Raw genomic sequence first — 13,074 nt, forward strand, 5'->3', positions numbered from 1 at the left:
GACTTCGAGGCGTTGACACGCCGGTGTCACATCCGGAAGAGTTCGTTTCGTCGTCGTGGGTGAACGGAAAGCCGCGCGGGACCGGTCGTCGCCGGGACCGCATCCCTACGGAGGTTGCCCCACGTGACGAACATGATCCTGGTGACGGGCGGTACCGGCCGGCTCGGCAGTGCGCTGGTGGGCCGGCTCCTGACCGCCGGACACACCGTCCGCGTACTGAGCCGCGGCCCGCGCCCCGCCGCGACCGCACCGTCACCCGACTGGGCGGTCGGCGACCTGCTGACCGGGCGCGGTCTGGATGAGGCCCTCGCCGGAACCAGCACCGTCATCCACTGCGCCACCGGCAACAACCGCTCTGACGTGGATGCCCTCCGCCACCTGGTGGCGGCGGCGCTGCGGGCCGGCCGCCCCCATCTGGTCTACCCGTCCATCGTCGGTGTCGACCGGGTGCCCCTGCCCTACTACCGCGCGAAGCTGGAGTCCGAACGGCTCCTGGCGGACTCGGGCCTGCCCTGGACGGTCCAGCGCGCCACCCAGTTCCACGAACTGATCGCCTGGATGTGTTCCGCCCAGCGACGGCTGCCGGCGGTCCTGATGCCCGCAGGCGTCAGCTTCCAGCCCATCGGCACCGGCGACGTGGCCGACCGCCTTCTCTCCCTCGCCGATACGGAACCCCAGGGCCGGGCGGACGACATGGGCGGGCCCCAGGTGCACACCGCCACCGACCTGGCACGGGCCTGGGCACGGGCCTGCGGCCTGCGCCGTCCGGTGCTGGCGGTGCCGGTGCCCGGCGCCGTCATGCGCGCCTACCGGCAGGGAGCCCACCTCACTCCCGGGCATGCCGACGGCCGGACCACCTTCGCGCAGTACCTGGCGGCCACCCGCCCGGCCCAGGGGCGGCGCGGATGAGCGCGCGCGGCTGGCTCCGGGCGGGCCTGGTCTTCCTGGCGGCGGCACAGTTCGCCGTCGGATGCTGGGCGCTGCTGTCCCCGCGCTCGTTCTTCGACATCCCCTCGGTGGGCATGCGAATGCCGTACAACGCCCACCTGATGATGGACTACGGCGCGATGAGCCTGGCCACCTCCGTCGCCCTCGGCGTCGGTGCGGCCACCCTGCAACAGGCCGTGGTCCGCACCGGCCTCGCGGTGTACCTCGTCTTCGCCCTGCCCCACCTGGTGATCCACATCCGAATGCTGCACCACCTCACGCCCGGTGAACGCGCGCCGCTGCTGGCCGCGTTGACGGCGGCGGCCGCGATCCCCCTCGTACTTCTGACGCTCACGGGCCGCCCCCTGCGCGTGCCGGGCAGTACGAAGGCCGGAGCCGGTCGGCCGCCGCAGGGCGAGGGCTGACTGCTCAGCCCGAGGGGGACCGCGTGCACCTCGCCGACCTGGCGGACCGCCGCTGGTTCGTGTTCCCGGAGGGGGCCGACCCGCTCTGGCAGTCGTACTGGAACGGCGGAGAGCCCCGCGAGGGCCCGGTGGTGCGCGCCGTCGAGGAGTGAATTCGTTGATCCGCTCGTTCGTCCGGATCGCGACCGCCGCCTACCGCAACTGACCTTCGTACGGCGGCACTTCGGCGAGCGCGCGGATTTCGGCGGCGACGCTTTCCCAGGCGCGTTCGGGGAACTCGTGGCCCACCTCGGGCAGCAGCACCAGGCGGGCGCCGGGGATCCGGGAGGCGATCGCCCGGCCCGCCGCGGGCTTAATGAGCGGGTCGTCCGCACCGTGCAGGACCAGCGTCGGCCGGGCGACGGAGCTGATCGGCGGACCGTGCCACTGCGCGCCGATCTGGCGGCTCTGCGCCTGCTGGTCGTGCATGCCGCTGTCGGCGTTGCGCTCGGCGGCGGCCCGGCCGGCCCGCTCGTCGAAGGAGCGGTTCGGCGAGGCGAGCAGCCGGGAGACAGCGAGCCCGGCCTCGACGGCTCCCTCGGGCGTATCGGGAAACGTGAGGCGGGCGAACTTCGCCAGGGTCCGCATCCGGATGAAGCGCATGGTCCGCAGCCCGGAGACGTCGCCGGGCACGGCGGCCATGGTGGTGAGCGTCCGGACCCGCTCCGGGTGCCGCAGCGCCACCCGCTGGGCGACGGCGCCGCCCAGCGAGACACCCAGCAGGTGGGCCGATGGCCACCCCAGGGCGTCCATGACCGCTGCGGCGTCGTCCGCCATGTCCTCGGCCGTGTACGCCTCTCCGCGCTTGGCGAACAGCGCGGAGAGGGGGTTGCGGGCGGCGGTGGGCGGGAGATGGGTGGACTCCCCGCCGTCGCGCTGGTCGTACCTGGCCACCGCGAAGCCCTGTGCGGCCAGCAGGTGGCACAGTCCGTCCGGAATCCAGTGCCGGTTGGCGCCCAACCCCGTTGCCAGCAGCAGGGGTTCACCGTCCGCCCCTTCGGTGAACCGGTCGAACGCCAGCTTCACGATGCCGTTCTCGGCCCAGCGGACCGGTCCCCACGGATGTATCGGCGGTGTCGGCCGTATCGGCTGTATCGGCGGTGTCGGCTGTATCGACGATGAGGACACGAGAACCTCCCACGACTACGATGACGATTAACTGCGATCGGTGTTCGCAGTTTTAGAGTAGCGGAGGAATCACCGGCAGCGGGGGAGAGGGGCGAAGGGCAAGTGGAGCGAAAAGCCGAGCGAGTGGGGCGGGCGGGGCGGCCGGGCCGGGCGGAGCAGGGGCCCGAGGTAGCCGTGACCGTCTGGGACCGGCCGGAACGGGGCACGCGCGGCCCCGCCGCCGTCCACAGCCGCGCGGAACTGGCCACCGTCGCCGTCGAGCTCGCCGACCGCGGCGGCCTGCCGGCGGTGTCGATGCGCGCGGTGGCCCAGGCCCTGGGCACGGGTCAGGCGTCCCTCTACCGTTACGTCTCCGGCCGTGAGGACCTGCTCGACCTGATGGTGGACGCGGTGGCGGGCGAAGTCGCCCTCGACGTTCCGCTCGGCGGCGACCCGGTCGAGGACCTGACCGCGCTCGCCTCCCGTACGAAGGCCGTCCAGCTGCGCCACCCCTGGCTGACCGACGTCCCGCCGGAACCGCTCCGGCTGGGCCCCCGGAGCCTGGACTTCCTGGAGTACGCGCTGCGGGCGCTGGCCCCCGTCCGGCTGCCGGGCCGCGCCAAGATGGAAGTGGTGGCCCTCATGAACGCCCTGGTCGCACAGTTCGCCCGTACGGAACTCCAGGGAAGCGACGCGTACGACGCGGGCAACCGCCGTGCCGCACAGGCCGGTTACCTGAGCCGGGCGGCCGGCCGGGGGGACCGCCCGCATCTCGCGGCGGCCATGGCGGAGTCGGCCGGAGCCGGTACCGGTACCGGGACTGGGACCGACCCGGCGGAGGACCCGCAGGTGATGTTCGAGCGGGCGGTGCGCAGGGTGCTGACCGGGCTCGTCCTGGCGGAGTGAGGTCCGGCCGAGGCCCCGCTCAGCGCCAGTAGCCGGTGAAGGTCACCGACTCCTTGCCGAATCCCCGGTCAGCGACCAGGTGCCGCCGCACCCCGGTGGCGAGCCGCTGGCCCCCGGCAGCCCACGCGTATCCGGGCCCGTCCGGCAGCACCGCCGCGCGGACCGCCGCGAGCGCCGCATCGCCGGGCTGCGAACCGGCGCCCCTGGTCACCCAGTGGACGGTGGTGCCCTCACGGGGCTCCACGGCCTGCGCGTCCGCCGGGTCCCGTACCTCTATGTACGCCTCGGTCCGCACGGTGTCGGCGGTCGAGCCGAGAATGCCCACGATGGCCGGCAGCGCGCTCTCGTCACCGACCAGCAGCCGCCACCGCGCGGACTCGGGCGGCAGGAAGGTGATGCCCTCGTCGAAGATGCCGAGTTCGTCCCCCGGCGCGGCGTCCCGCGCCCACTTGGCCGCGGGCCCCAGCTCGCCCTTCGCGTCCTCGTGCAGGACGAAGTCGATGTCGAGCTCGGGACCTTCGCCGTACGTTCCCTCCGTACGGTGGTGGCGCACGGTGTAGTTGCGGCCGATCGGCCGGGTGCTCCTGGGCATCAGGAGATACTCGGCCATCCACAGCCCGCTGCTCCGCCTCGGCAGCCGCAGCCCCTTGTCGGTGGGCAGGAACAGCCGGAACCACTGGTCGTACCCCATCGGCCGGAAGCCGTTCAGGGCCGGACCGCCGATGGTGACCCGGACGAAATTCGGGCTGATCCGCTTGCGCGCCACCACCTGCGCGACGAGGAACTCCCGCCGCTCCGGCTTGCGGTACTTCCCGTCCTTGGCCATCGCCCCGCCCTCCACGATCCACTTAGGGTAGGCAAACCTAACAGACTCGCCACGCGTCCTCGTCGTCACCGTGGCAGCCACCGGCCGCGAGGACTGACCGGGACCGTCCGCCGCGTATCCTCGCCGGGATACGGCGAGCGGAGGACGGTCCAGGTGACAGGCGGCAGAGCGGGTACGGGAGAGCGGCCGGCGGGAGAGAAGCCGGAGGCGGACGTATCCGCACCCCGTCCCTCGCTGAGCGCGCAGGCCCGTGACGCGGTGCGGCAGCGGATCGTCGACCGGCGCTACCCGCTGGGCTCGCGCCTGGTGGAGCGCGAGGTCGCCGAGGAGCTGCAGATGTCCCGCGTACCTGTGCGCGAAGCACTGCGCGCCCTGGTCGCCGAGGGGCTCCTCGAACTGCTGCCGCACAGCGGTGTGCGGGTGCGCAGCCTGGAGCGGGACGACGTACGGCACCTGTACGAGGTGTGGGAGCCGCTCGCCGTCCAGGCGTCGCGGCTCGCGGCCCGCCGGGTGGCGGCCGCCGCGGGGGAGCCGAAGGGCCTCGCGGGCGAGCCGCAGGGCGTGGCGGAGCTGCGTGGTCTGCTGGAGCGCGCGGAGCGTGCGGCCGCGGTGGGTGCGGGTGAGCGGGAGGTGGCCGCGCACACGGCGTTCCACGACGAGATCGTGGCGTTGGCCGGCAACCCGCTGCTGGTCCGCACGATGGAACAGCTGAGCTGGCAGCTTCAGCTGCTGTTCGGGATGCGCGAGGAGCCCGCGCACATGCGGGCCCAGCACGCGGAGATGCTCCGGCACATCGCGGCCGGGGACGAGGAGTCGGCGGCCGCGGCGACGTTCCTGCATGTGCGGGACAGCCGCGCGGTGGCGCTGCGCTCACTCTTCGGCGACGAGTTGTATACCAAGGCGTAGGTGGGGGCTGCCCTCCTCCCTCTACACCCGCCATCTCTCTCGTAAATGTGCGACGGATCTTGTCCGCTTCCGACTCTTGGTATACAAAAGTGCGACTGGCCCCCACGACAGCGCACCCAAGGAGATCCCCGATGGTCCCCCCTCCCCTCTCCCGGCGCGGAGTCCTCGCCGGAGCCGCGTCCCTCGCGGGCACCGCCGCCTTCACCCCCTCCTTCACGGCCACCGCCTCCGCCGCCGAGGCGGGCGGCCACGACCGCCGCCCCCGCGAGACCGTGGTCTTCCGCAACGTACGGCCCTTCGGCGCGAAGAAGGCCGTCGACCTGACGGTGGTCGACGGCCGTATCAGCGACCGCCCCGCCCCCCAGCACGCCCGGATTGTCGACGGCGGCGGCCGGCTCGCACTGCCCACCCTCGTGGACGCGCACATCCACCCCGACAAGACCACCTGGGGCGGCGACTGGCTGTCCCGGAAGCCCGCCAGTGGGATCGCGGAGTACTGCGCCCAGGACGTCGAGGTGTTCCGCAGCGAGCGCCGCTCGGTGGGGGAGCGGGCGTACGGGCTGATGGCACACGCCGTGACGCGCGGCACCCGCGCCATGCGCGCGCACGCCGACGTGGCTCCCGCGTACGGGCTGAAGGGTCTCGAAGGCGTCGCCGAGGCGCGCGAGAAGCTCGCGCACGCCCTGGACGTACAGATCGTGGGCTTCCCGCAGCACGGAGTGATCCGTACGCCGGGCACCGCGGGGCTCCTGGAGGACGCCGCGCGCAGCGGCCTCGTCGACATGATCGGAGGCATCGACCCGATCAGCTTCGACCACGCCCTCGACGAGCAGCTGGACCTCGTCTTCCGGCTCGCCGACCGGTACGGCGTCGGCGTGGACATCCACCTGCACGACCGGGACGAGAAGGGTGTCAAGGTGCTGCGCGGCATCATCGAGCGCACCCGGTCCCTGTCCCTGCGCGGCAAGGTGACGGTCAGTCATGTCTTCTGCCTGACCAGGATGTCCGAGGGCGACCTCGACACCATGGCCGCCGACCTCGGTGAACTCGACATCGCCCTCACCACGGTCGCGCCCAACGAATCCCTGGTCCTCCCCCTCGCGAAGCTGCACGAGCACGGGGTGCGCGTCGGCCTCGGCTCGGACGGCGTACGCGACTCGTGGAGCCCGTTCGGCAACGCCGACATGCTGCACCGTACGCACATCCTGGGCTGGGTCACCGACGTCCGCCTCGACCAGGAGCTGAACGACTGCTTCACCGTGGGCTCCCACGGCGGTGCCGACGTGATGGGCCTGGCCCGAGCCGGCTTCGCGCCCGGCGACCCGGCCGACTTCATGCTGCTGCGCGCCGAGTGCACCGCGCAGGTCGTGGTGGACATGCCGCAGCGGGACATGGTCGTGCACGCGGGACGGGTCGTGGCCCGCGCGGGCGAGCTGGTCTGAGCGGCACACCGAGAGAATTCGGTTGCCCGTCGGCGACGGTGGCGGATGCAATGGCCGACATGATCACCCAGGTGCATCCGCCACGGCCCGATGAGTTGAACGCGCCCGTCCGGGTCGGCGTTCTCGTACCGCTGGCCCGGCCCGGCTGGGTCGAGTCAGGCCAACACCTGCTCGCCGGCATGGAGTTGGCCGTCTCCGAAGTCAATGGAGCGGGCGGGATCGACGGAAGGCCACTTGAGCTGGTGGTCCGCGACACCGCGGCCGATCCGCAGCGGGCCGCGGCGGCCGTGGAGGAATTGGCCGGCCTGGGCGTGGCCGCGGTGGCGGGGGAGTACCACAGCGTCGTCGCCCGTACCGCTGCCGCCAGGGCGGACGCGCTCGGTCTGCCGTTCCTCTGCTCGTCGGCGGTTCTCGACGCGCTCACCGAACAGCCGACGGACTGGGTGGCGCGACTGGCCCCGCCGCAGTCCCGCGGCTGGCGGATCTACGCGGACTTCCTCCTGGGCGCGGGCCACACCCGCATCGCCGTCGCAGCCCAGCCGAGCGTCTACTGGGAGTCCGGGGCCCGCATCCTGCGGGACCGACTCGCCCCGCGCGACGGCACTCTCGTCGCACTCGACGCCGGTGTGCTCACCCCCACGGCCCTGTGCGACGAACTCGCCGACAGCGGCGCCACCGCCCTCCTTCTCCTGGCCGGCCACCCAGAGCCGGCGGTGCCCATCGTCCAGGCCGTCCGCCGGGACCCGCGCCTCGCCGAGATCTTGATCGGTGCTCCGGCCGGGCAACCGGAGCTCACCGCATGGGCGACGCTGCTGGGCGACGAAGGCGCCGCGATCCCGTTCCTGCGCTACCTGCCCGAGCGCCTGGGCGCACTCGGCGAACGAGTCGACAAGGCCCTCCGCGAGCGGCTGTCCGATGCGCCCTCCTTCGTCGCTTTCGAGGGCTACGACACGATCACCGTCCTCGCCGACGTACTGCGCTCTCACGGCACGGACCGCGCGCGCATCGCCGACTCCTGGCCCCGCGTGTCGGTCGAAGGAACCCGTGGGCAGATCACGTTCTCCCGTACGCCGGGCATCAGCGTGTGGCAGTGGGCCTGGGCACCGATCCAGGTCGTCGACCGCGATCCGGCGGAACCCACCCGCTTCCGGATCCTGCACACCGGCTGAGAGAGACAGGTTGAGAGAGACAGGCTGAGAGAGCAGGGGGGCCCGCACCCGAGGGTCCGGCCCCCCTCCAGTCGCCAATTCGACTTGTCGAGCTCCGTCACTGGGTATGCGCCCTCACCCTCACCACAGGTTGGGGTGGTATCCGATGCAGTCGGGGTCCTGGTTCGGGCAGGACGGGTGCGGTGTGCGGTCCGGTTCCGGCGCCGTCGGCGGGTTGGCGTCCGGTTCCTCCGGCTTCGGCGGCGGCGCCTTGAACGAGGGGCACGAGCAGGTCTTGGTGCAGGAGCCCGAGAACCGGGGCTCCCTGTGCTGATAGCGCGGATGACCGCACCGGCATGCGTACGTTGCCCAGGACATGGTCCGACCCCATTCCGCGTGGCATTGCTACGGGTTCCAGGCTAGCGCCCCGTGAACTCCCGTGGTGTCAATGGCAGTTGACGTTTTCCGCGTCGTCAACTTAGATTGACGGCATGGGAAATCAAGTGCTGCTCACCTGCGGGGTGGTCGCCGGTCCTCTCTTCACCCTCGTGTACCTGCTGGCCGGTGCCCGCCGCGCGGACTACGAACCGTTCCGCCACCCCGTCAGCTCGCTCGCCCTCGGCCGTGGCGCGTGGGTGCAGACCGCCAACTTCTTCCTCACGGGATCGCTTTCGCTGCTCTTCGCCGTGGGTCTGTGGCGGGCGGGGCCCTCCGGCTGGGGCGCGGTGCTGGTCGGCGCATGGGCGGTCGGCCTGCTGGGTGCGGGGGTCTTCCGGACGGACCCGGTCGGCGGCTACCCCTCCGGCACCCCTGATCAACTCCAGCACCACACCCGTGCGGGGGCCCTGCACGACCTGTTCTCTTTCGGCGGGTTCCTCGCCCTGGCTGCGGCCTGCTTCGTGTTCGCCTCGTCCCAGCCGCCCGGGTGGGCCGCGTATTCGGTCGTCAGCGGAGTGCTCTTTGCGACGGCAATGGTTCTGTCCAGTGCTGCGTACGGTCCGCATCGGCGCTGGGACGGCCTCGGTGGGCTGCTCCAGCGGATCTCCCTCGGCATCGGCTGGAGCTGGCAGATGCTGCTCGCCATGCGCACCCTGTGCGCCTGATGCCGTGTGCTCCTCGGTACATTCAGTGCACTGCGACTAATCAGAACATTCAGTACATGGGGAGTGCCGGTGGCGAGCAGGGTTCATCAACCGTTGGAGAGCGACGAGTTCGACTTCATTCTCGCGAGGGCGGACGGGCCGGTGCTCGCGTACTTCTGCGGGACCTGGCCCAAGGTGGTCAAGGTGTGCAAGGAAATGGACGTGGTGGCGGGCGAGGTGGCCGGTGACTACGAGGGCCGGCTGACGGTCGTCAGGGCGGACATGACCCGGTGCCCGGGGCCGACGAAGAGGTTCGGCGTCACCGGCGCCCCGGCCTTTGTGCTGATCAAGAACGGGGAGGCGGTGGCGGAGGCCGGGGCCATGGACCGTGCCGGGTTCAAGGACTTCCTGGACTCGCACCTCTGAGGGGTCCGGGAGGGGTCCGGGAGGGGTCCGGCCGGACCGGTACGTGTCAGCTTCGTGAACTCGTGCACGCTTCGCCGTGCACCGCAATCGCACTGCGGACCCAAGTGCGGGCGCCCCAGGGCGCCCTCCGGGGCGCATCGCGGGGCATCTCCCGTGGTGCGCACCGGCGTTGACATTCCCTTCGGTAGCTGCATAACTTCGGCGCAGCCCGGGCGTGGACCACGTCCGGCAGGCATTGCCCGGCAGGACTCGCCCGGCAGGACTTGCCCGGCAGGACTTGTTCGGCAGACGTGAGCCCCCACGGGGCGGAATGGTGACGGTGAACGCGATGGACGCAGCCGAGGGGACGACCGCCTGGCGGTCCCGCGGTCGAGTCCTGCTGTCCGCGGACCGAACCGTCGACCTGCTGCGCGTCAACAGCGCGCTGTGTACGGGGACTTGCCACCAGGCCTGACGGCTCTTCCGTCACGGTCGCCGGTGCTCTGAGCCTCTGACGTCCACCGCTTTCGCGGGGCGTCCCCCTCTTCCCCGTCCGGACCCCGTTCTGCGTGCACCCGTGCGTCACCACGTGCCCCCGCCCCGTACTTGATCGGCGTGGTGCGGTGCGCGGCACAGCCTTTGCGCGGTCCGGCCGGGGCACCCGAATCCGCTGGAGCTCTCCATGAGTGAATCCCCGGGCATCGCTGTGGCCTCCGGCTCGGCACCGCCCGCCGAGGTGATACCCCGACCCGTTCCGCCCAGGCCTCCGGCGGCGCAACGCGTCCTTCCGCTCCGGCGGCCAGGCCGCTGGATCATCACGGCCGTCGTGCTCGTACTGGTCGCCCAGATCGTCCACGGGCTGGTGACCAACCCCTTCTATCAGTGGGACCGTTTCCTGTACTGGTTCCTGCGCCCGACGATCCTCGACGGACTGCTCGTCACCCTTGAAGTAACCGCGTACAGCGCGGTGTTGGGTCTCCTCGGCGGGGTGCTGCTCGCGCTGGCCAGGATCTCGCCGAACCCGTTGCTGCGCACGGTGAGCTGGGTCTACACCTGGCTTTTCCGGTCGGTGCCGCTGATCGTGGTGCTGCTGTTCCTCTACAACTTCAGTGCGCTGTATCAGACGTTGAGCCTGGGCGTGCCGTTCGGCCCGGCCTTTTTCACCTTCGACGAGTCCCGCCTCGCCACCGACATGGCCGTCGCCGTCGTCGGCCTGAGCCTCAACGAAGCGGCGTACGCCTCCGAAGTCGTACGCGGCGGTCTCCTCTCCGTCGACCAGGGGCAGCACGAGGCGGCCTCCGCGCTCGGCCTGCCGAAGCGCTACCAGTTCGCGAGGATCGTCTTCCCGCAGGCCCTGCGCTCCCTCGTGCCGAACTACGTCAACCAGCTGATCGGCCTGGTCAAAGCCACCTCGCTGGTCTTCTACGTCTCGCTGCTCGACCTGTTCGGCTCGGTGCAGAGCATGGGCAGCACCTACCCCGGCGACATCGTGCCGCTGCTGCTTGTCGCCACCGCCTGGTACCTGATCCTCACCAGCGTCGTGTCCGTCATCCAGTTCTACGTCGAGCGGCACTACTCGCGGGGCGCCCTGCGCACCCTGCCGCCGACCCCGCTGCAGAAGGTACTGGGCGGCCTCGCCGAGCTGCGGGCCCGCGCCAAGAGGGAGACCGCGACATGAGCAGCACCGAGACACTCGCCGTACGCCCCGTACAACCCGTTCAGCCCGTACGCCCCGCCGCGCTTCAGGTGCACGGCGTGCACAAGTGGTACGGGGCCCAACAGGTCTTGAAAGGCGTGGAGTTGACCGTACGACCCGGAGAGGTCACGGTCGTTCTCGGCCCCTCGGGCTCCGGCAAGTCCACCCTCCTGCGGGTCATCAACCACCTGGAGAAGCCCGAGAGCGGTCATGTCAGCCTGAACGGCGAACCGATCGGCGTACGCCGGCACGGCGAGCGGCTCAAGGAACTGAGCGAACGGGCCATCCTGGCCCAGCGCAGCCGGATCGGCTTCGTCTTCCAGAACTTCAACCTCTTCCCGCACCTGACCGTGCTCGACAACGTGGCCGCGGCCCCGGTGGCGACCGGCAAACGGACCAAGCGGGCGGCCCGGGAACTGGCCCGGGACCTGCTCGCCAGGGTCGGCCTCGCCGACAAGACCGACGCCTACCCGCGCCAGCTCTCCGGCGGCCAGCAGCAGCGGGTGGCCATCGCCCGCGCCCTGGCTCTGCGCCCCGGGGTCATCCTCTTCGACGAGCCGACCTCCGCGCTCGACCCCGAACTGGTCGGCGAGGTCCTGGAGGTCATCAAGGACCTCGCGGGCAGCGGCACCACCCTCGTCATCGTCACCCACGAGATCGGCTTCGCCCGTGAGATCGCCGACCGGGTGGTCTTCATGGACGAGGGCCGCATCGTCGAACAGGGGCCGCCGGAGCAGGTGTTGGACCACCCGGAGCACCCACGGACCCGGGACTTCCTGAGCAGGGTGCTCTGACCCGCTCCCTCCTCTCCGCTCTCTCCGCTCTCTCCCTCCACTCCCTCCTCTCCCTCCTCTTCAAGGACAGGCCATGAGCACCCTCGCCCTCCGCATTCGCCGCAAACTCCTCCGCACCGTCACCGCCTCCGCGGCCGTCGCCTCCCTCGCCTTCTCCCTGGCCGCGTGCGGCGGCGACAGTGGCGCCGCCACCAGGTCCGGCGGGGAATCGGACGGCACGGTCACCGTCGGCGCCCTCTCCAACGGCGCCGCCAAGGAGACCGAACTCAAGGTGTCCGAGGTGAAGTCGATCAGCGCAGGGCTGCCCGAGAAGATCGCCAGGAGCGGCAGGCTGGTGGTCGGTGTAGGCGCGCTCCCCGCCGGATTCCCGCCGCTGTCGTTCGTGGGCGACGACCAGAAGACCCTCACCGGCGCCGAACCCGACCTCGCCCGGCTGGTCGGAGCGGTACTCGGGCTTGAGGTAGAGGTGAAGAACTCGACCTGGGAGAACATGTTCGTCGGTGTCGACAGCGGCAAGGTCGACGTGGCCTTCTCCAACGTCACCGACACCGAGGAGCGCAAGAGGAAGTACGAGTTCGCCTCCTACCGGCAGGACAACCTCGCCTTCGAGGTGCCGAAGAAGAGCACTTGGAACTTCAACGGCGACCCCCGGAACCTGGCGGGCCGGACCGTCGCCGTCAGTTCCGGCACCAATCAGGAGAGGATCCTGCTGGACTGGAAGGCGAAGCTGGCCAAGGAGGGCAAGCCGCTCACCGTCAAGTACTACCAGGACCTGAACGCCACGTTCCTGGCGCTGGCCAGCGGGCGGATCGACACGTACTTCGGCCCCAACCCGGCCCTCGCGTACCACGTCGCCCAGACGGCGAAGACCCCCAACCCCACACGTAACGCGGGCAAGTTCTCGGGCGCGGGCGAGAGCCTGCAGGGCCTGATCGCGGCCACGGCGAAGAAGGGCAGCGGGCTTGCCGAGCCGATCGCTGCCGCGATCAACCACCTGATCAAGAACGGGCAGTACGCGAAGTGGCTCGCGGCGTGGAACCTCGCGAACGAGGCGGTGCCTGCCTCGCGGGTCAACCCGCCGGGGTTGCCGCTTTCGCAGTCGTGAGCGGGGCGGTGGCGCTGGCGCTGGTGGTGGTGGGCGTTGTGCGGGTGCGTCGTGGCTGATCGCGCAGTTCCCCGCGCCCCCAAAAGACTGCCCCTTACCCCGCTGCCCCCCTAGCCCTATCCCCCCAGCCCCCCAGCCCCCCAGCCCCCAGCCCCGCCAGCCTCCTTGGGCAGCGGGGCCGCCCCCGGGGGCGGGACGGGTGGGCAAGGGGGGGGGGCGCCGCGTGGTCCTGGGCGGGGGGTTCTTCGGCGGGGGCTCGGCCGGGT

The 13,074-nt window shown here is 71.2% G+C and carries 14 protein-coding genes and 1 pseudogene; 13 read left to right on the plus strand and 2 right to left on the minus strand.

What is annotated here, in order from left to right; all coding sequences use genetic code 11:
* Positions 1 to 132: 132 nt before the first annotated feature.
* The 3 genes and pseudogenes from AB0D18_RS39360 to AB0D18_RS39370 form a co-directional block, all read left to right on the plus strand.
* Positions 133 to 909, plus strand: coding sequence for an NAD(P)H-binding protein (locus AB0D18_RS39360; RefSeq protein ID WP_362430469.1), 777 nt, complete (start codon positions 133 to 135; stop codon positions 907 to 909).
* Positions 906 to 1,352: a hypothetical protein gene (locus AB0D18_RS39365; protein WP_362430434.1), complete on the plus strand. Its 447-nt coding sequence runs from the start codon at positions 906 to 908 to the stop codon at positions 1,350 to 1,352. Before AB0D18_RS39360 ends, AB0D18_RS39365 begins: the two co-directional genes overlap by 4 nt.
* Positions 1,353 to 1,369: 17 nt before the next feature.
* Positions 1,370 to 1,557, plus strand: a pseudogene (locus tag AB0D18_RS39370) (LysR family transcriptional regulator); the annotation flags it as partial.
* On the opposite strand, the gene AB0D18_RS39375 reads toward AB0D18_RS39370, so the two are convergent.
* Positions 1,545 to 2,477 (minus strand): alpha/beta hydrolase, encoded by a 933-nt coding sequence (locus AB0D18_RS39375; RefSeq protein WP_362430472.1) that lies wholly within the window; start codon positions 2,475 to 2,477, stop codon positions 1,545 to 1,547. The pseudogene AB0D18_RS39370 and the gene AB0D18_RS39375 sit on opposite strands and share 13 nt — an antisense overlap.
* A 165-nt stretch (positions 2,478 to 2,642) precedes the next feature.
* Between AB0D18_RS39375 and AB0D18_RS39380 the strand changes: the two genes are divergently transcribed.
* Entirely contained in the window at positions 2,643 to 3,404 is a 762-nt protein-coding gene (locus AB0D18_RS39380) for a helix-turn-helix domain-containing protein (protein ID WP_362430475.1), read from the plus strand.
* Between the two features lie 19 nt (positions 3,405 to 3,423).
* Here the strand turns inward: AB0D18_RS39380 and AB0D18_RS39385 are convergent, their stop codons facing one another.
* Complete coding sequence (locus AB0D18_RS39385) at positions 3,424 to 4,230, minus strand: siderophore-interacting protein (RefSeq protein ID WP_362430436.1); 807 nt, start codon at positions 4,228 to 4,230, stop codon at positions 3,424 to 3,426.
* A gap of 153 nt (positions 4,231 to 4,383) precedes the next feature.
* On the opposite strand from AB0D18_RS39385, the gene AB0D18_RS39390 reads away from it, so the two are divergent.
* From AB0D18_RS39390 to AB0D18_RS39430, 9 genes are all read left to right on the plus strand, one after another.
* Positions 4,384 to 5,136: a GntR family transcriptional regulator gene (locus AB0D18_RS39390; RefSeq protein WP_362430439.1), complete on the plus strand. Its 753-nt coding sequence runs from the start codon at positions 4,384 to 4,386 to the stop codon at positions 5,134 to 5,136.
* A gap of 131 nt (positions 5,137 to 5,267) precedes the next feature.
* Positions 5,268 to 6,578, plus strand: coding sequence for an amidohydrolase (locus AB0D18_RS39395; RefSeq protein WP_362430442.1), 1,311 nt, complete (start codon positions 5,268 to 5,270; stop codon positions 6,576 to 6,578).
* Between the two features lie 59 nt (positions 6,579 to 6,637).
* Positions 6,638 to 7,747 (plus strand): ABC transporter substrate-binding protein, encoded by a 1,110-nt coding sequence (locus tag AB0D18_RS39400; RefSeq protein ID WP_362430478.1) that lies wholly within the window; start codon positions 6,638 to 6,640, stop codon positions 7,745 to 7,747.
* Between the two features lie 470 nt (positions 7,748 to 8,217).
* Complete coding sequence (locus AB0D18_RS39405; RefSeq protein WP_362430445.1) at positions 8,218 to 8,829, plus strand: DUF998 domain-containing protein; 612 nt, start codon at positions 8,218 to 8,220, stop codon at positions 8,827 to 8,829.
* Positions 8,830 to 8,898: 69 nt separating this feature from the next.
* Positions 8,899 to 9,234 carry a thioredoxin domain-containing protein gene (locus AB0D18_RS39410; RefSeq protein ID WP_362430448.1) on the plus strand — a complete coding sequence of 112 codons (336 nt, stop codon included), beginning with the start codon at positions 8,899 to 8,901 and terminating at the stop codon, positions 9,232 to 9,234.
* A 328-nt stretch (positions 9,235 to 9,562) separates the two neighbouring features.
* A complete protein-coding gene (locus tag AB0D18_RS39415; protein WP_362430451.1) occupies positions 9,563 to 9,688 on the plus strand; it encodes a hypothetical protein in 126 nt (41 codons plus the stop codon).
* 207 nt (positions 9,689 to 9,895) lie between these two features.
* Entirely contained in the window at positions 9,896 to 10,891 is a 996-nt protein-coding gene (locus AB0D18_RS39420; protein ID WP_362430455.1) for an amino acid ABC transporter permease, read from the plus strand.
* Entirely contained in the window at positions 10,888 to 11,703 is an 816-nt protein-coding gene (locus AB0D18_RS39425) for an amino acid ABC transporter ATP-binding protein (RefSeq protein WP_362430458.1), read from the plus strand. Before AB0D18_RS39420 ends, AB0D18_RS39425 begins: the two co-directional genes overlap by 4 nt.
* A 73-nt stretch (positions 11,704 to 11,776) precedes the next feature.
* Positions 11,777 to 12,808: an ABC transporter substrate-binding protein gene (locus AB0D18_RS39430; protein WP_362430461.1), complete on the plus strand. Its 1,032-nt coding sequence runs from the start codon at positions 11,777 to 11,779 to the stop codon at positions 12,806 to 12,808.
* Positions 12,809 to 13,074: the final 266 nt, after the last annotated feature.

Origin of the sequence: Streptomyces sp. NPDC048442 (assembly GCF_040651475.1) — a bacterium.
Classification (GTDB): domain Bacteria; phylum Actinomycetota; class Actinomycetes; order Streptomycetales; family Streptomycetaceae; genus Streptomyces.